Annotated in this window: 15 protein-coding genes; 3 read left to right on the forward strand and 12 right to left on the reverse strand. The window is 72.7% G+C overall.

Features of this window, described 5'->3' with window-relative positions:
- The first annotated feature begins 327 nt into the window (after positions 1–327).
- Together E0504_RS23785 and E0504_RS23790 are read left to right on the forward strand one after the other, a co-directional pair.
- Positions 328–1,710: an EAL domain-containing protein gene (locus E0504_RS23785; protein ID WP_131625908.1), complete on the forward strand. Its 1,383-nt coding sequence runs from the start codon at positions 328–330 to the stop codon at positions 1,708–1,710.
- The gene (locus tag E0504_RS23790; RefSeq protein ID WP_071060673.1) at positions 1,707–2,006 is read left to right on the forward strand and encodes a DUF1059 domain-containing protein; all 300 of its coding nucleotides are present in this window, start codon (positions 1,707–1,709) and stop codon (positions 2,004–2,006) included. Before E0504_RS23785 ends, E0504_RS23790 begins: the two co-directional genes overlap by 4 nt.
- A gap of 85 nt (positions 2,007–2,091) precedes the next feature.
- Here E0504_RS23790 and leuA read toward each other — a convergent pair whose 3' ends face one another.
- From leuA to gatC, 12 genes are all read right to left on the reverse strand, one after another.
- Positions 2,092–3,762 carry a 2-isopropylmalate synthase gene (leuA, locus tag E0504_RS23795; protein ID WP_235015049.1) on the reverse strand — a complete coding sequence of 557 codons (1,671 nt, stop codon included), beginning with the start codon at positions 3,760–3,762 and terminating at the stop codon, positions 2,092–2,094.
- Positions 3,763–4,001: 239 nt separating this feature from the next.
- Complete coding sequence (locus E0504_RS23800; protein ID WP_131625909.1) at positions 4,002–4,907, reverse strand: septum formation family protein; 906 nt, start codon at positions 4,905–4,907, stop codon at positions 4,002–4,004.
- A 139-nt stretch (positions 4,908–5,046) separates the two neighbouring features.
- Positions 5,047–6,636, reverse strand: a complete 1,590-nt coding sequence (gene serA / locus E0504_RS23805) for a phosphoglycerate dehydrogenase (protein ID WP_020458730.1) — start codon at positions 6,634–6,636, stop codon at positions 5,047–5,049.
- 244 nt (positions 6,637–6,880) lie between these two features.
- On the reverse strand, positions 6,881–7,876 hold the full coding sequence (gene ilvC / locus E0504_RS23810) for a ketol-acid reductoisomerase (RefSeq protein ID WP_020458729.1): 996 nt from the start codon (positions 7,874–7,876) through the stop codon (positions 6,881–6,883).
- Between the two features lie 49 nt (positions 7,877–7,925).
- A complete protein-coding gene (ilvN, locus tag E0504_RS23815) occupies positions 7,926–8,450 on the reverse strand; it encodes an acetolactate synthase small subunit (RefSeq protein ID WP_020458728.1) in 525 nt (174 codons plus the stop codon).
- Positions 8,447–10,294, reverse strand: a complete 1,848-nt coding sequence (locus E0504_RS23820; RefSeq protein WP_373693929.1) for an acetolactate synthase large subunit — start codon at positions 10,292–10,294, stop codon at positions 8,447–8,449. Before E0504_RS23820 ends, ilvN begins: the two co-directional genes overlap by 4 nt.
- Before the next feature lie 419 nt (positions 10,295–10,713).
- Positions 10,714–12,480, reverse strand: coding sequence for a penicillin-binding transpeptidase domain-containing protein (locus E0504_RS23825; protein WP_243657596.1), 1,767 nt, complete (start codon positions 12,478–12,480; stop codon positions 10,714–10,716).
- Positions 12,481–12,692: 212 nt separating this feature from the next.
- On the reverse strand, positions 12,693–13,649 hold the full coding sequence (locus E0504_RS23830; RefSeq protein WP_373693931.1) for a metallophosphoesterase: 957 nt from the start codon (positions 13,647–13,649) through the stop codon (positions 12,693–12,695).
- 98 nt (positions 13,650–13,747) lie between these two features.
- The gene (gene gatB / locus E0504_RS23835) at positions 13,748–15,265 is read right to left on the reverse strand and encodes an Asp-tRNA(Asn)/Glu-tRNA(Gln) amidotransferase subunit GatB (protein ID WP_112107623.1); all 1,518 of its coding nucleotides are present in this window, start codon (positions 15,263–15,265) and stop codon (positions 13,748–13,750) included.
- Positions 15,262–15,510: a hypothetical protein gene (locus tag E0504_RS23840; RefSeq protein WP_112107622.1), complete on the reverse strand. Its 249-nt coding sequence runs from the start codon at positions 15,508–15,510 to the stop codon at positions 15,262–15,264. The genes gatB and E0504_RS23840 overlap by 4 nt, the downstream gene beginning before the upstream one ends.
- Positions 15,511–15,579: 69 nt before the next feature.
- A complete protein-coding gene (gatA, locus tag E0504_RS23845; RefSeq protein WP_235014283.1) occupies positions 15,580–17,136 on the reverse strand; it encodes an Asp-tRNA(Asn)/Glu-tRNA(Gln) amidotransferase subunit GatA in 1,557 nt (518 codons plus the stop codon).
- A 17-nt stretch (positions 17,137–17,153) separates the two neighbouring features.
- On the reverse strand, positions 17,154–17,450 hold the full coding sequence (gene gatC, locus E0504_RS23850; protein WP_020458721.1) for an Asp-tRNA(Asn)/Glu-tRNA(Gln) amidotransferase subunit GatC: 297 nt from the start codon (positions 17,448–17,450) through the stop codon (positions 17,154–17,156).
- 349 nt (positions 17,451–17,799) lie between these two features.
- Here gatC and E0504_RS54315 point away from each other — a divergent pair, with 349 nt between their 5' ends.
- Positions 17,800–18,516, forward strand: coding sequence for an ACT domain-containing protein (locus E0504_RS54315; RefSeq protein WP_112107621.1), 717 nt, complete (start codon positions 17,800–17,802; stop codon positions 18,514–18,516).
- The last annotated feature ends 76 nt before the right edge of the window (positions 18,517–18,592 follow it).

Raw genomic sequence — 18,592 nt, forward strand, 5'->3', positions numbered from 1 at the left:
ACCCCGGGGTGGCCCGGGGCGACCCGGGTCACCGGCGACGGATCGTGCCGCCCCGGCCGTCGCCGGTCGTCATTCCACTGAACCAGGAGACGACATACGAGGACACATCGCGCGTTGACGTAAGCGGCAGCAGACAAAGACGCCACCACATCAACCGGACCACAATCGCCCTGGCCACGATAAATGCGCAGCAGACAAAATTCGGACCACGCACTCGAACGGCACCACAACTCCCGCCACCAGCCGTGCCCAGAGCGTTGAAAAAGTGATAAGAAATCAACAACATCGACGATGCGGCGTGCGGCGACACGAGGGGGTGCACGGCGCATGGTTTCTCAACAGTCGACCATCAGGCGCCCGGTCGAGGCTGGTCCACCGGGGGCGCGCGAACCCGCCGGTCAGGGTCAGGTGGACGAGGCGGGCGGAGCCTGCCCCGCGGACGGACGCCGCCAGGTTCCCGGCCTGCCCGTGCGGCCGGATCTCGACGGCATCCTGGCCGACCCCGACGCGCCATCCCTTGTCTTCCAGCCAATCGTGGACCTGCGCCGCGGCGTCACGGCCGGCTACGAGGCCCTGGCACGCTTCGGCCCGGACCCGCGCAACGCACCCCATCTCGTGTTCGGCGAGGCGGACCGCCGCGGCTGCGCGGCCGAGCTCGAGGCCCGGGTCCTGCGCCGGGCACTCGCCGCCCGCGATCATCTTCCCGACCGTTGTTTTCTCGCCGTCAACGTGTTCCCGCATCTCCTTTCCTCCCCCGAGGTCGCGGCGGTCTGGCGGGGCGCCGATCTCTCCCGCATCGTTCTCGAGCTGAACGAGGCCGTCGACATCGAGCGCGCGACCGGTCTGACGGCGACCTCGCAGGAGCTGCGGGACCACGGCGCGTTCCTCGCCATGGACGATGTCGGTTCGGGATATGCCGGCCTGCGCCAGCTCACCCACATCCGGCCCGATTTCGTGAAACTCGACGCGTCACTGGTCTCGAACATCGACGACGACCAGGTGAAGATCGCACTCACCGAGCTGGTCGGCGGATTCGCCAGCCGCCTCAACGGCTGGGTCATCGCCGAGGGTGTGGAGCGCGTCCAGGAGCTGACCATGCTGGTCGCCCTCGGCGTCCCCCTCGGGCAGGGCTTCCTGCTCGGACGGCCGTCCGCCCGCTGGCAGGAGCTCGACCCGGCCGTGGCCAGGCGGATCAGGCTGCTCTCCGCGCGCTCCGACCGTTCCTCGCGCATCGTGAGCCTGATGGAGCCGGTCCGGATCTCGACCGGCGACTACGGGCGCTGCGGCCAGGTCCCGGGCTGCCCGCCCTGCGCGCGCTCGCCCGCTCCAAGCGACGACGCCGGCTCGCCGTCCCCGGGCGGACGTCCCGAGGAACACGCCGAAGAACACGCCGAAGAACACGCCGAGGATCACGAAACGCTCAGGGGCGACGGTTCCGGTGGCGGGACTGCCATCATCGTCAGCAACCGGTGCCGGCCGGTCGCCGTGCGGCTGGCCGGCGGCGCGGGTGGGCGGGAGCCGCAGCGGATTCCCACGTCGCTGTTCGCGCTCCCGGACGAGCCCGTCACGGAGGTCGCCCGCCGGGCGATGACCCGGCCCGCCGGCTGCCGGTTCGACCCGGTGATAATCGTGACCGAGATGGGACGGCCTCTCGGCCTGGTACGGATGGAGCGCCTGATGCTGCGTCTCGCGGATCTGTCGGCCGCATGAGGCGGAACCGATTCTGGACGGCGCAGGCGCTGATGGGCCCGCGCCCCGTCGGCGACCCGGGCGCGCGGGTGCGCGAGGTGAGCATCGCGCGGCCGCCCGCCATGAAGGAGTTCTACTGCGGGGCGATCATCCCCGGCTGCGAGGCCCGGTTCGTCGCCGGCACCGAGGACGAGCTCCTCGGCGCGGTCAACACCCACGCCCGGGTCGACCACTCGATGGCCGACGTTCCCGCCGAGCTGGTCGACCAGGTCCGGCAGGGCATCAGGGACGCCGAGCCGGCCTCCCTCAACGACTGATCACGGCACTGGCCGCGGCGCAGGTCGTGGCCGGTGCGGACGACGGCACGGCCATCCCGCCCGCCCACCCGCACCGGCCGGATACTCAGCTCTCCCGGGACGCCCGGTTCACGGCGCTGACGACCGCGCGCAGCGAGGCGGTGACGATGTTGGGGTCGATCCCGACCCCCCACAGCACCGTCTCCCCCACCGCGACCTCCAGGTAGGCCGCGGCGCGGGCATCCGCGCCCGAACCCAGCGCGTGCTCGTTGTAGTCGAGGACGCGCACCGGCACACCCCGCTCGGACAGCGCGGCCACGAACGCGTCGATCGGGCCGTTGCCGCTGCCCGTGATGACCGTCTCCGTGCCGTCCAGACGTACCGAGACGGTCACCTCGTCCCGTGCGCCGCTCGCCGCGGTCGTCCGTGATCCGAGCAGTTCCAGCGATGCCGCCGGGTCCCCGCCCTCCGGCCGGTACTCCCGGGTGAAGATCTCCCAGAGCTGGCCGGCCGTGACCTCGCCGCCGGCGTCGTCGGTGTGCTTCTGGACCACGCCCGAGAACTCGATCTGCAGCCGGCGGGGCAGGTCCAGCGCGTACTCCGACTTCATCAGGTACGCCACGCCGCCCTTGCCCGACTGGCTGTTCACCCGGATGACGGCCTCGTACGAGCGGCCGACGTCCTTCGGGTCGATCGGCAGGTAGGGGACCTCCCACAGCGTCTGGCCGGTCCGTTCCATCGCCTCGAAGCCCTTCTTGATGGCGTCCTGGTGGGAGCCGGAGAAGGCCGTGTAGACAAGGTCGCCGCCGTAGGGATGGCGCGGGTGCACGGGCAGCTGGTTGCAGTACTCCACGGTGCGGCGCACGCCGTCGATGTCGGAGAGGTCGATCATCGGATCGATGCCCTGGGAGAACAGGTTCATCCCCAGCGTGACCAGACAGACGTTGCCGGTACGCTCGCCGTTACCGAACAGGCAGCCCTCCACCCGGTCGGCGCCGGCCATGACGCCCAGCTCCGCCGCGGCGACCGCGCAGCCCCGGTCGTTGTGCGGGTGCAGCGACAGCACCACCGAGTCCCGGCGGGTCAGGTTGCGGCTCATCCACTCGATCTGGTCGGCGTACACGTTCGGCGTCGACATCTCGACCGTGGCGGGCAGGTTCAGCACGACGGGGTTGTCCGGGGTGGGCGCCCAGACGTCCATCACCGCCTCGCAGACCTCGAGCGCGTACTCCAGCTCGGTCCCGGTGAACGACTCGGGGCTGTACTGCCAGCGGACGTCGGTCCCCTCCAGCAGCTTCTCCGCGTACTGGGCGCACCAGCGGGCGCCCTGCACCGCGATGTCGGTGACGCCGGCCCGGTCCAGGCCGAACACGACCCGGCGCTGCAGGGTGGACGTCGAGTTGTACAGGTGGATCAGGGCGCGGCGGGAGCCGACCAGCGAGGTGACGGTGCGCTCGATCAGCTCCTCGCGGGCCTGGGTCAGCACCTGGATCGTCACGTCGTCGGGGATCAGGTCATCCTCGATCAGCTGACGGACGAAGTCGAAGTCGGTCTGGCTCGCCGCCGGGAAGCCGACCTCGATCTCCTTGTAGCCCATCGCGACCAGCAGTTCGAACAGCTGCATCTTGCGCGACGGCGTCATCGGGTCGATCAGGGCCTGGTTGCCGTCCCGCAGGTCGACACTGCACCAGCGCGGGGCCTCGGTGATCGTGGCGTTGGGCCAGGTGCGGTCCGGCAGCGCGACCGCCGGGAACGGGCGGTACTTCTCAATGGGCATGCCGGACGGTTGCTGCGGTGTGATCACTGCTCCTGCTTCCTCGGAAGAGCCGGCGGTTATCCCCCGCCGAGCGGGACCCGGCGCTGACGCACGAGAACTCCGCGGCGGGGAAGCCAGCCATCTGTCCGGCTCGGATCAGCCGGATCGGATCAGGCCCCGCCGCGGCACCTAAGAAGAAGCAGCGCACGCATCACGGTGGCAGTTTACCGGATCGCCCAGCCCACCCGCCGGCCCAGCGGTCAGCTCCGGACGGCGCCAGCCACCACGCCAGCCACCACGAACCGCCCCGAGCGCGCGGCGAGATCATCCGAGCGGATGGTGCAGACCACGGCTCGCACCCCCCGCTCCCAGCTCGCCTCGTCCGGCCGCACCGACCCGACGACCTGGTGCGGGCCCACGTCGAGGGCGCCGACGTACTCGCGCATCGACCCGGCGCAGACGTCCCGCGCCGTGGTGTGCAGGACCTCGACGCCGGGCCAGTCGGCGAAGCGGCCGCCGAGATTGACGATCTTCGTGACCTCGTCGACGTGCGGGGCCGCACAGTCGACGCGGACCGGCGTGACCGGAGACACGGACCGGGCCGACCAGGCCATGCAGTCACCCTTGCGGATCGCGGCGAACAGCCCGGGCGCCAGGTCGAAGCCCCCCGGCACCCCGACCGCGGGGTCGACGGTGAGCGGAACCGAGCTGGCCGAGAACCCGACACCGCCCCCGCTCCCGCCCCCACCGCCGGTGGCCGCGGCGCCGTCGGCGAGCTCACCCCCGCTGCTCGCCGACGCCGGCCCGCCGACGGGGGTGCTGACCTGCGAGACCGGCAGCGGTTCCGTCGCCACCGGTGTGCCGCGGCCCGCGGTCTGACGCAGCGCCACGAACGTCAGGCTGATCATGCCGACGGCGAGCGTGACAACCGCCAGCACCCGGGTGAGTCGCCTCGTCCGCGGCGCCGGGCGTGGCGGCGCGACGAACAACCGGTGAACGAATCCCTGCAGCCCACGGGGCGCGGGCACCACCTGGCACCGTGTCCCGTGGCCCCGAACAACCTGACCGGCCCGCTCACGGGCCGATGGCTCGAGAAACCGGGCCGACCGGACGAAGCGCTCGTCGAGCCGAAGGTCCTCGAACGGATCCGGGTGCCGTGCCGCCATGCCTGTCACGGTAACGCGCGCAAGCGCGCAAGAGCGCCGCTTCCCGCTAAAGATCACCCACACCGGGCCGAGTCGTCACGACCCCGGTCAAGTACGGAGAATCTTGCCGCACAGGCGCCCTACCTGCACCGGGGCGCGCTCAGCCCGCGGAGATGCTCACCGCGCGGGCGTACGACGCACCGATGATCTTGGCGATCTCGGCCAGGATGTCGGGCGCCACCGCGTCGTCCAGGGACAGCGACATGAGGGCCTCGCCACCGGCGCTGAGCCGGCTGACCTGAGCGTTGGCGATGTTGATGTGGGCCTCGCCCAGCAGCGCGCCGACGGCCCCGACGATGCCGGGACGATCCTCGTAACGGAAGAACGCCAGGTGGTCCTCGGGACGCAGGTCGACCTCGAACCCGTCGATCGCGGTGATCTTCTCGACCTGGCGGGAACCGACGAGCGTCCCGCTGACCGAGACCGCCGTCCCGTCGGGCAGGACGCCGCGCACCGTGACGAGGTTGCGGTAGTCCGGGCTCTCCTCGGAGGTCTCCAGCGCCACGTCGACGCCGCGCTCCTTGGCGATCAGCGGCGCGTTCACGTAGGTGACCTGCTCCTCGACGATGTCGATGAAGACACCCTTGAGGACGGCGAGCTGCAGCACCGACACGTCGTGCGCGGCGATCTCGCCGCGCACCTCGACGGTGATCGCGGCGGCCACGCCCGCGGCCAGCCCGGAGAAGAGCTGGCCCAGCTTCTCCGCCAGCGGCAGACCGGGCCGCACGTCCTCGGCCACGACCCCGCCGGCCTGCACGTTCACCGCGTCCGGGACGAACTCGCCGCTGAGCGCGAGGCGCACCGAACGGGCCACGGCCAGACCGGCCTTGTCCTGCGCCTCCTGCGTCGAGGCGCCCAGGTGCGGGGTGACGACGACGTTCTCCAGCCCGAACAGCGGCGAGGAGGTGGTCGGCTCCTTGACGTACACGTCGAGCCCGACACCGCCGACCCGGCCGGACCGGACCGCGTCGGCCAGGGCGCCCTCGTCGACCAGGCCGCCGCGCGCCGCGTTGACGATGATCACGCCCGGCTTCACCCTGGCCAGCTCGTCGGCCCCGATGAGCCCCAGCGTCTCGGGTGTCTTCGGCAGGTGGATCGTGATGACGTCGCTGGACGTGAGCAGCTCGTCGAGGTCCACCAGGCGCACACCGAGCTGCGAGGCGCGGGCGACGGAGACATAGGGGTCGTAGGCCAGGACCTTCATCCCGAAGGCCGCCAGCCGCTGCGCGACCAGGACACCGATGCGGCCGAGGCCGACGACGCCCGCGGTCTTCTCCGTCAGCTCCACGCCGACGTACTTCGAGCGCTTCCACTCACCGCCGACGAGCGACTCATGGGCGGCCGGGACCCGGCGGGCGACCGCGAGCAGCAGTGCGATGGCGTGCTCGGCGGCGCTGACGATGTTCGACTGCGGCGCGTTCACCACCATGACGCCGCGGTTGGTGGCGGCGGGGACGTCGACGTTGTCGAGCCCGATCCCGGCGCGGGCCACGACCTTCAGTCGCGGGGCGGCCGCGAGCGCCTCGGCGTCGATCTTCGTTGCCGAGCGGATGAGGACCGCGTCGACGTCCGCCAGCGCCGGCAGCAGGGCGGATCGGTCGGCCCCGTCCACATGACGGATCTCGAAGTCCCCGGACAGGACCTCCAGCCCGGCCGGTGAGAGTTCCTCGGCGACGAGTACGACGGGCACGGTCTGCTCCTAGCACGCTCGTCGCCGGCCACCGCTGAGGAGGACGCAGCGGCGTGGACGCGCTGCGCCGCGGCCCGGGCGGACGACGACGATGTCGAATCGGTGGGCGGTTCGGTGCGGGTACAGCCTACAGACGCAGCTCCGCACGTTCGGGCGCCGCGACGGGTGTGCCCGCTCTCACCTGTGGCGGGCGCGGGCGCACGTCGACGGGCCGGGCGGCACGTGCCGCCCGGCCCGGCCCGCCTCAGTCCTTCGCGATCCAGGACATCATCGGGCGGAGCTTGCCACCGACCTGCTCGATCGGGTGCTGCTTGCCCTCCTCGACGAGCTTGGTGAAGGTGGCCCGGCCCGCGTCGTCCTCGGCGACCCACTCGCGGGCGAACGTCCCGTCCTGGATCTCGTCGAGGATCTTGCGCATCTCGGCCTTGACCGCCGGGGTGATCACCCGCGGGCCGCGAGTGACGTCGCCGTACTCGGCGGTGTCCGAGATGGAGTAGCGCATCTGCGAGATGCCGCCCTCGTACATGAGGTCGACGATCAGCTTCAGCTCGTGCAGGCACTCGAAGTACGCGACCTCGGGGGTGTAGCCCGCCTCGACCAGTGTCTCGAAGCCGGCCTGGACCAGCGCGCTGGCGCCGCCGCAGAGCACCGCCTGCTCGCCGAACAGGTCGGTCTCGGTCTCCTCGGTGAAGGTCGTGCGCAGCGCGCCGGCCCGGGTGCCGCCGATGCCCTTCGCGTAGGCGAGCGCGATGTCGAGCGCCTTGCCGGTGGCGTCGGCCTCGACGGCGACGAGCACCGGTACGCCCTTGCCCTCGACGAACACCCGGCGGACGAGGTGACCCGGGCCCTTGGGCGCGACCATGAAGACGTCGACGCCGGCCGGCGGCTCGATGAGGCCGTACCGGATGTTGAACCCGTGCCCGAACGCCAGCGCCTTGCCGGGGGTGAGGTGCGGCGCGATCGACTCGGCGTAGATCTTGCGGTGGGTCGTGTCCGGCGTGAGGATCATGATGATGTCGGCCTCGGCGGACGCCTCCGCCGGGGTCACCACCCGCAGGCCCTGCTCCTCGGCCTTGGCCCGACTGGTGCTCGTCTCCGGCAGCCCGACGCGGACGTCGACCCCGCTGTCGCGCAGGTTCAGCGCGTGCGCGTGCCCCTGGCTGCCGAAGCCGATCACGGCGACCTTGCGGTCGGCCAGGTTGTCGAGGTTGGCGTCGTCGTCGTAGTAGATCTCGACCATCTTCGGTGAATCTCCTCGAGGGAAATGAGGGGTGAATGAGGGATGGGAGTCAGGCCGAGCGCTCGACGGCGCGCAGACTGCGATCGGTGATCGACCGCGACCCGCGGCCGAGCGCGACCATGCCGGACTGGACCAGCTCGCGGATCCCGAAGGGCTCCAGCATGCGGATGAGCGCGTCCAGCTTGTCACGGGTACCGGTGGCCTCGATCGTCACCGCGTCGGGGGCGACGTCCACGACCTTGGCCCGGAAGAGCTGCACGGTCTCGAGCACCTGGGAGCGGACCGAGAGGTCGGCCCGCACCTTGACCAGCATCAGCTCGCGCTGCACGGAGACGGCCGTGTCCATCTCCACGATCTTCAGCACGTTCACCAGCTTGTTGAGCTGCTTGGTGACCTGCTCCAGCGGCAGGTCCTCCACCGCGACGACGATCGTCATCCGGGAGACGTCCGCGTGCTCGGTCGGCCCGACGGCGAGCGACTCGATGTTGAAGCCGCGCCGGGAGAACAGGCCGGACACCCGGGCCAGGACGCCGGGCTTGTTCTCGACGAGCACCGAGAGAGTGTGCCGGGTCACAGGTTGACCTCCGCGTCGCCGGAGTAGTCGAAGTCGGGGGCGATGTCGCGGGCGACGCGGATCTCGTCGTTGCTCGAGCCGGCGGCCACCATCGGCCACACCATCGCGTCGGGGTGGACCACGAAGTCGACCACAACCGGGGCGTCGTCGATGCTCATCGCCTTCTCGATCGTGGCGTCCACGTCCGCGGGCGACTCACAGCGCAGGCCGACGCAGCCCAGGGCCTCGGCGAGGCGCACGAAGTCGGGGACCCGGGTCACCCCGGTGCGCGCCGACACCGGGTGGGTGCCCAGGTCGGTGTTCGAGTAGCGCTTGTCGTAGAAGAGCGTCTGCCACTGCCGGACCATGCCCAGCGAACCGTTGTTGATGACCGCGACCTTGATCGGGATGCCCTCCAGGGCGCAGGTGGCGAGCTCCTGGTTGGTCATCTGGAAGCAGCCGTCGCCGTCGATCGCCCACACGGTGGCCTCCGGGCGGCCGACCTTGGCGCCCATCGCGGCCGGCACGGCGTAGCCCATGGTGCCGGCGCCGCCGGAGTTCAGCCAGGTGTAGGGGTGCTCGTAGGAGATGAACTGGGCGGCCCACATCTGGTGCTGCCCCACCCCGGCCGCGAAAACGGTCTCCGGGCCGGCGATCCGGCCGATCCGCTCGATGACCTGCTGCGGGGCGAGCGAGCCGTCGGCGGGCTGGTCGTAGCCGAGCGGGTAGGTCTTGCGCCAGCGGTCCAGCGACCGCCACCAGCCCTCCAGGTCGGGGCGTTCCTCGGTGCGCAGTGCCGCGGTCAGGTCGGCGATGACCTCCCGGCAGTCGCCCACGATCGGCACGTCGGCGATCCGGTTCTTGCCGATCTCGGCCGGGTCGATGTCGGCGTGGATGACGGCCGCGCCGGGCGCGAACGACGACAGCTTGCCGGTGACCCGGTCGTCGAACCTGGCCCCCAGGGTGATCAGCAGGTCGGCCTTCTGCATCGCGGTGACCGCGGCGACGGAGCCGTGCATCCCGGGCATGCCCAGGTGCTGCGGGTGGGAGTCGGGGAACGCGCCGCGCGCCATCAGCGTGGTGACCACCGGGATGCCGGTGAGCTCGGCGAGCACCCGCAGCTCGGCGGCGGCACGGGCCTTCAGCACCCCACCGCCCACGTAGAGCACCGGCCGGCGCGCCGCACTGATCATCTTGGCCGCCTCGCGGACCTGCTTGGCGTGCGGCCGGGTGACCGGGCGGTAGCCGGGCAGGTCGAGCGTGGGCGGCCACACCTCGTGCGGCAGCACCGAGGTGACGCCCTGCAGGATGTCCTTCGGCAGGTCGACCAGCACCGGGCCCGGGCGCCCCGTCGAGGCGATGTGGAACGCCTCGGCGATCGTGCGCGGGATGTCGTCCGCCGACTGCACCAGGAAGTTGTGCTTGGTGATCGGCAGCGTGATGCCGCAGATGTCGGCTTCCTGGAAGGCGTCGGTGCCGATGGCCGCGCTCGGCACCTGCCCGGTGATGGCGACGATGGGCACCGAGTCCATGTAGGCGTCCGCGATCGGTGTCACGAGGTTCGTCGCGCCCGGCCCGGACGTCGCCATGCAGACCCCGACACGCCCGGTGGCCTGGGCATACCCCTCGGCGGCGTGCCCGGCGCCCTGCTCGTGCCGGACGAGCACGTGCCGGACCCGGGTGGAGTCGAACAGCGGATCGTAGGCGGGCAGGATCGCCCCGCCCGGAATGCCGAAGACCACGTCGGCACCGACCGCCTCGAGCGAGTGGACGAGCGACTGCGCTCCGGTGATCTGTCTGGTCTCTCTGGTCATCTGTCGTCTTCCTTGACGGGGCCGGCGAGGTGCGGACGGGACGTCGTTCACGGGCGGGTCCACGGACGGCGACGGGTGGTCGCCGTGCGCGGCGTTGCCGCCGTGCGCGGCGTTGCCGCCGTGCCCGTGTCCGGGAACGGCGTCACGCGGGGCCGGGGTCGGGGCCGGACACGAAAAAACCCCTCGTGCCATGGGCACTGAGGGGCGGCGCGGGTGGTCGGAGACCGATCTGGTCCGACTACACGCGCTCCGAGCGTACGAGAATGCCGAGCAGCATGCGGATAACCATCCCCGACATCCGCCACCGCGTCAAGCACCACGTCGCGTCCGGAGAGACAGACCACAACACCGACACCGCGACGACAGTCGCCGCGCCGCCCGCCGGGACGCCAGACAAGCATGCGCCACCCCGCCGGCGACGGCCGTGTGATCATGGTCCGGTCGATGCCGGCGGGGTGGCAGGGAACCGATCAGCCGGCCGCGGCGGGCGGGCCGCCGACCTGGCCGCCGTCGAGGGCGGTGTAGAACGCCGACACCACCGGCGCGGCCGACTCGGCGCCGAACCCGCCGTCCTCGATCACCACCGCGACGGCGACGTCGCCGCGGTAGGCGACGAACCAGCCGTGCGTGGGCGGCGGGTTGCCGTCGGCGTACTCGGCCGTGCCCGTCTTGCCGTGGACGTCGCCGGGCATCGGGACGCCGGCCGCGGTCCCCTCGGTGACCACCGCGCGCATGAAGTCCCGCAGCGGCCCCAGTGCCTCGGCCGGGAGGGGGTTGCTGCGCGGGGACTCTCCGACGACGAACGGCTGATGCCAGGTGCCGCTGGCCACCGCCGCGGCGACGCTCGCCATCTGCAGCGGCGACGCGGCCACCCGCCCCTGCCCGATCGAGGCGGACGCCGACTCGACGGCGTCGCGCGGGGTCGGGAACGAGCCGCCCACGCTGGCGATCGGCAACGGCTCGGAGCTGTCGAACCCGTAGAGCTTCGCGGCCCGCTCGAGCGCGTCGTCGGGCAGCGACTGCTCGAGCCGGATGAAGGCGGTGTTGCAGCTCTTGGCGAAGACCGTCCGCAGCGGGATGGCCCCGAACTGCTCCGCCTCGGCGTTCTGGAACTCGCGCCCGCCGACGCTCACCGTCTGCGTACAGTCGATCATGGTGTCGGCGGCCTTGCCGCTCATCAGCGCCGCGGTAGCCGTCACGATCTTGAAGGTGGAGCCCGGCGGGTAGGAGCCGCGCACCGCCCGGCCGTAGCCGTTGAGCGGGTGGTTCACCGCCGCCAGCACCCCGCCGGTACGGGTGTCGATCGCGACGAGGGCCCCGTTGGGGCGCGACGCGGTCCCCAGCGCCGCCTCCCCCGCGCGCTGGACGTCCAGGTTGATGGTGGTGCGGATCTCCTCGCCGTTGCTGCTCGGGTAGGTCTTGAGGGTCTCGACGGTCTCGTTGCCGTCGGTGCGCACCACCACCGAGCCGCCCTGCGGCCGCAGCCTGGCGTCGTACACCCGCTGCAGGCCGGACGCCGGATCGACCCGGCCGACGAGGTTCCCGGCGAGCTCGGGGCTGCCGTCCAGCGGCCGCCCGTTGACGTCGAGCAGGGCGCCGCGCTCGCCGGTGGACACGGCGCGGTCGAGGCGCAGGCCGGGCTTGAGGGACGGGTGCACCGAGGACGGCCGGGCCCGCACCTTCCACTGCCCGCCGCCGGTGTCGACGAGGGCCAGCTCACCCACGTAGGCCAGCGGCTCGGCGAAACCGGCGAGCGTCAGCTTCGCGGTGTACGGGACGGTGGCGCTCGTGCCCGACCGGGTCAGCTCGCCGGGGACGAGCTCGGCCCCGGTCACCGAGAGCCGGTCGCGCACGTCGCCCATCAGCCCGACAAGGGCACCGACCGCGATGTCGCCGTCGGTGCTGAGGGCCGTCACGGCGGCGCCCGCCCGCTCCCGGACCTGCCCGGCAGCTGCCGGCGCGGCCGATGCTGCCGGTGCGGCCGTCGCCGGCGCGCCCGCGGTGCCGCCGCCCGGGTCACCCGCCGCCGGTTCCTCGGCGGCCGGCGCGGTCGTCAGCGTCTTCCAGGCGTCCAGGTAGGCGTGGGCGACCGCGGCCACCCGGCGGTCGGCCTCACGCGCGTCGGAGCGGGACTTCAACCAGTAGGCCACCCCGCCGCCGACCGCCAGCAGGACCACAACGAGCGCGACGATGAGTACGTTACGCCGGCCGCGGCCCCGGCCTCGGCGGCGTGACATGGACGGGCTGAACCCCGTCGGGGTGAGAGGCACGACGGCTCGCCTCCCCCCTCGCTCGGAGAACCGCCTGACAGGACCGTGCGGCCCGACCACACCCTACGAACGGCTAACCCGCTCCGCATCCGACGCGCCGTCGCTCGTCGGCAAGCCGACACGCGGATGCACTGATGGTGGTAACACGGAGGACCACGCCGACCGACCGGACGTTCGGCTTAATCCACCCGATCCGTTGCCAGCCCGGACCGGATCGCCGCGGCGGCGGACTCGTCCCGGGGCGCCCCCCACGGGGGCACCGGCTCGCCCGTCGGCGCCGGCAGGATCTGGCGCAGCACCGGCCGACGGGCCGGCCAGGACCGCCACTCGCGCGGGTAGCCGACCGAGACCTCCTCGAACCGCACCCCGTCGTACCAGGTCGTCCGCGGAATGTGCAGGTGCCCGTAGACCACGGCGGCGACGTTGTAGCGGGTGTGCCAGTCCGCGGTCAGCTCGGTGCCGCACCACTGGGCGAACACCGGGTAACGCAGGATCCTGGTCGGCTCCCGCACCAGCGGGAAGTGGTTCACGAGAACGAGCGGGACGTCGCGCGGGCACGCGTCGAGCCGCCGCCGGGTCAGCTCGACCCGGGCCCGGCACCAGTCGTCCCGGGTCGGGTACGGGTCGGGGAAGAGGACCGACTCGTCCGAGCACACGATGCCGGCCTCGTAGGCGGCGGCGAGCGCCTCCTGCTTGGTCGAGGTGCCCTCGGGCCGGAACGTGTAGTCGTAGAGCAGGAACATCGGCACGATGCGCGCCGGGCCGCCCTGACCCGTCCACAGTGGGTAGGGGTCCTCCGGGGTGAGCACGCCGAGCCCGGCGCACAGGTCGACCAGGCGCCGGTAGCGCGCCTCGCCGCGCAGCGACGTCTGGTCCCGCCCCAGCGTCCACAGCTCGTGGTTGCCCGGTACCCACACGACCTGCGCGAAGCGGTCGGCGAGCAGCCGCAGCGCCCATTCGACGTCCTCGTAGAGCTCCCCGACGTCGCCGACGACGAGCAGCCAGTCGTCGGGGCGGCCCGGGCGCATCGCCTCGACGATCGCCCGGTTGTCGGGGTGGCGGACGTGGATGTCGCTGGTGGCGAGCAGCCGCCCCTGTGTGGTCGCCGGCATCCGGCCCGGCGTGGTCGATTGCATCACTGACGATCGTCGCACACCGGCCGCCCCGGGCCCGGAGCGAGAACGGAACCAGTGATGTGGCCCACGTCGCCGCCCCGGACGCCGCCCCGGATGTGTCAGGAGGCCTCGAGGCGCTCCAGCAGCAGGCGGCGGACGGCCGCGGCGTCGGCCTGGCCGCGCATCGCCTTCATGACCGCGCCGACCAGCGGGCCGACGGCGTTCACCTTGCCGCCCCGCACCTTCTCTGCGATGTCGGGCGCGCCGGCGATCGCCGTGTCGACCGCGTCGCGCAGCGCCGAGTCATCGGAGACCACGGCCAGGCCACGGGCGGCGATGACCTCGTCGGCGGAGCCGTCACCGGCGAGCACCCCGTCGATGACCTTGCGCCCGAGCGCGTCGGTGAGCTGCCCGGCCGCGACCAGCTCGCAGATCCGCGCCACGTCAGCCGGGCCGATCGCCAGCTCGCGCGGCTCGACCCCGGCGTCCGCCGCGCGCCGGGCGAGCTCGTTGAGCCACCACTTGCGGGCCGCGGGCGGGCTGGCCCCGGCGGCCACCGTCGCCTCGACCAGGTCGAGCACCCCGGCGTTGCGCATCTCCTGGATGTCGCGCACCGTGTACCCGTGCTCGGCGATGAGCCGGACGCGCCGCTGCGCCGGCAGCTCCGGCACCACCGCGCGAACGGCCTCGATGTACTCGTGCGTGAGCGCGAGGGGCGTCAGGTCCGGCTCGGGGAAGTACCGGTAGTCGGTCGCCTCCTCCTTGGACCGGCCCGACGACGTCCGCCCGGAGGCCTCGTCGAAGTGCCGGGTCTCCTGCACGACCCGGTCGCCCGCGTCCAGCAGCGCGGCCTGCCGGACGATCTCGAACCGCACCGCCCGCTCGACCGAGCGCAGCGAGTTCAGGTTCTTCGTCTCCGACCGGGTGCCGAACGGCGCGTCGGGCTCACCGGGCGCGGGCCGCAGCCGCAGCGAGACGTTCGCGTCGCAGCGCAGCGAGCCCTGGTCCATCCGGACGTCCGAGACGGCCAGCGCGCGGCACAGCTCACGCAGCTCGTCGACGTAGGCGCGGGCGACCTCCGGCGAGCGGATGTCGGGCTCGGTGACGATCTCGACCAGCGGGATGCCGGCGCGGTTGTAGTCGACCAGCGAGTGGGTCGCCCCGTGGATCCGACCGGTCGCCCCGCCGACGTGCAGGGACTTGCCGGTGTCCTCCTCCATGTGCACCCGGGTGATCCCGACCCGGTGGATCTCGCCCTCGACCTCGACGTCGAGCCAGCCGTTCGAGCACAGTGGCTCGTCGTACTGGCTGATCTGGAAGTTCTTCGGCATGTCCGGGTAGAAGTAGTTCTTCCGGGCGAACCGGCACCAGGACGCGATCGAACAGTTCAGCGCCAGCCCGATCAGCGTCGCGAAACGCACCGCGGCCTCGTTGACCACGGGCAGCGCGCCGGGCAGGCCCAGGCAGACCGGGCACACCTGGGTGTTCGGCTCCGCGCCGAAGGCGGTCGCGCACCCGCAGAACATCTTGGACGCGGTGCCGAGCTCGACGTGGGTCTCCAGCCCGATCACCGACTCGTACCGGGCGGTGGCGTCCTCGTAGGACGGGGTGGCGATGACGGGAGCCGATGTGCTCACCGGGATGACTCCTCTTCGATGCCGTCGACGCCGTCTTCCTCACCCGCGGCGGGCGGGCGGGGAGCGGAGCGGGTGTCACGGACGTGGACGTAACTCAGCGCGATCGCGGCGGGCAGCCCGATGATCCCCCAGACCAGCAGGATCGGGCTCAGCGTCAGGCCGCCGAGGACGAGCACCAGGAGCGTGAGCCCCCAGACGATCAGCAGCAGTGCGCGGTCCTGCCGGCCGCTGCGCAGCCCGGCCATGTCCCTCCTCGTCCTTACTTTCCCGACCTTCCCCGGCTTCCCGGCTTCCCCGGCTTCCCGGTGCCGGTGCTAGAGCGCGGGTGCCTCGTCCAGCAGCGGATGTCCGCGGCGCGCCTCCAGGGCGGCCTCGAGCGCTCCGCCGACCAGGTAGAGCCGGTCGTCCGCGAACGCCGGGGCCATGATCTGGATGCCGGCGGGCAGCCCGCCCACCAGGCCGGCCGGCAGGCTCATCGCCGGCCCGCCCGCCAGGTTGGACGGGATCGTGCACAGGTCCGACAGGTACATCGACACCGGGTCGTCCACCTTGTCGCCGAGCGGGAAGGCCGGCGTCGGCGTGGTCGGCGAGACCAGCACGTCGGCCTTCTCGTAGGCGGCGGCGAAGTCGCGGCTGATCAGCGTCCGGACCTTCTGCGCCTGCCCGTAGTAGGCGTCGTAGTAGCCCGAGGACAGCGCGTACGTGCCGAGCATGACCCGCCGCTTGACCTCGGCACCGAAGCCGACGTCGCGGGTGTGGCTCATGACCTCCTCGGCACCGGCCCGGCCGTCGTCCCCGGCGCGCAGCCCGAACCGCATCGCGTCGAACCGGGCCAGGTTGGACGAGCACTCGCTCGGCGCGATCAGGTAGTACGCCGCCAGCGCGTAGGTGAAGTGCGGGCAGCTCACCTCCACGACCTCGGCGCCGAGACCGGCCAGCTCCTGGACCGCCGCGTCGAACGCCGCCTGCACACCCGGGTCGTAGCCCTCACCGGAGAGCTCGCGCACCACGCCCACCCGCAGGCCGCGGATGTCGCGGCGCGCGGCGGCCTCGACCACCGGCGGCACCGGCAGGTCGACGCTGGTGCTGTCCAGCGGGTCGTGCCCGGCGATCGCGGAGTGCAGCAGGGCGGCGTCGCCGACGGTGCGGGCCAGCGGCCCGGCCTGGTCGAGCGAGCTGGAGAACGCGACCAGGCCGTAGCGGCTCACCCCGCCGTAGGTCGGCTTGACCCCCACCAGCCCGCACACCGCTGCCGGCTGGCGGATGGACCCGCCGGTGTCGGTGCCGATGGACAGCGGCGCTTCGAAGGCGGCGACCGCCGCCGCGCTGCCACCGCTGCTACCGCCGGGGATGCGGGTGAGATCCCACGGGTTGCGGGTCGGCCCGTACGCCGAGTTCTCGGTGGATGAGCCCATCGCGAACTCGTCCATGTTGACCTTGCCGAGGATGACCACGTCGGCGGCGCGCAACCGGGAGACCACGGTCGCGTCGTACGGCGGCCGCCAGCCCTCCAGGATGCGGCTGCCGCAGGTCGTCGGCATGCCCCGCGCGGTGAGCACGTCCTTGAGCGCGAGCGGGACGCCGGCGAGCGGGCCGAGCTTCTCCCCGGCGGCGCGGCGGGCGTCGATCGCGCGGGCGGCGGCGAGCGCGCCCTCGGCGTCAACATGCAGGAAGGCGTGGACGGCCTCGTCGACCTTGGCGATGCGGTCGAGCGCGGCGAGGGTCGCGTCCTGCGCGGACAGCTCGCCCGCGGCGATCGCGGCCGCCGTCTCGGCGGCGGTCAGCCGGACGACGTCGTCCGTGCGGCGGGGGGCGCCCGCGCCGGCGGCAGCCGCGGCGGCAGGCGTTGAGGTGCTGGAAACGTCGGTCATGTGCGGCCTGGTGCCCCTCACTCGTCCGGATCGAGAATGCGCGGCACCCGGAACCGGCCCTCCTCGGCGGCGGGCGCACCGGCGAGGACGTCGGCGACCGGCAGCGACGGGCGGGTCACGTCCGCGCGGAAGACATTGGTCAGCGGCACGGCGTGCGAGGTCGGCGGGATGTCCGCGGCCGCGACCTCGGAGACCCGCGCGACGGCGCCGAGGATCGCCTCGAGCTGCGGCGCGAGCGCGTCGAGCTCGGCGTCGGACAGGGACATCCGCGACAGGCGGGCGAGGTTGGCTACCTCGTCCCGGGTGATCGCCATTCCGGTGGACCCCTCGTGGGCGGTGGGCACAGGCCCGAGATCGGTCAGGTCGTCGCGCGCCGTCGTGCGGGTGGTGGCCCGGTGGTGGCCACGACCGGCGGCAGGCCGCTACCGGCGACCCTGACCGCGGCCCGGCCGGCTGGGCGCCGGACGACTGCCGCGCCGGTTGCTGCCGGCGGTGACATGCCGGCGAACACAACGTCGGCGTTCCCCACATCGTACGGCCCACCACCCCACCCCGACTCATCCGTGGCGGTTGGCGACACGGCATGGGCGCGGCGGGCGTCGGTAGGGCGGCGCGACACGCGGGCGTGACCCGGCGGCCACCGTTCCGTCACGCCCCTTGCGCATGCTCAACCACATGTCGTACCTGCTCCGGCTCCTGCTTCCCGATCATCCCGGTGTGCTGGGAGCGGTGGCCACGGCACTCGGTGCCGCCGGCATCGACATCGTCAGCCTCACCGTGGTGGAGCACACACCGGCCGGGGCGGTCGACGACCTGATCGTGCTCCTGCCCCCGGGCGGCCTGGCCGAGCGGCTGTTCACCGCGGCCCACTCCGTGCCCGGGGTCTCAGTCGAGTCGCTGCGGCCCTACCAGGCCGACGGCGCCGGGATCAGCGAGGACCTCGAGCTCGTCGACGCGCTCGCCGAACGCCCCGCCGACGCCGTGGCCGTGCTGACCGACCTGGTCGCCGGGGTCTTCCACGCCGACTGGACGCTGCTGCTCGAGTACCTGGGGCCGGGCGACGTCCGGGTCCGGGAGGCCTCGGTGGGCGCGCCGAGCCTGGGCGGCGACGACCTCGGCGTTCCGGAGCGGGTGCGCCTCCCGCTGCCCTGGCTGCCGCTGCGCGCGGCGCGGCGCGTCGTGCCGGACGACGGCGAGTTCCCGGCCCGCTGGGAGGCGGTCAACATGGAGCTCGCCGCGGCCCCGGTCGGGCACGAACGGCTGGCCGTCCTGGTCGGCCGGCCGGGAGGCCCCGCGTTCCGCTCCTCCGAGGTGGCCCGGCTCGCGCACCTGGCCGGCATCGCCGCCACCCTCGCCCGCACGGCCGGCCCCGGCCGCTGAGCACGGCTGCGCGCCGCTGACCGCGGCTGCCGACCGCGGCGGCGCGGCCGTTTCCGCCGACGCGGCGGCGAGCCAC

The organism is Parafrankia sp. BMG5.11 (assembly GCF_004337455.1).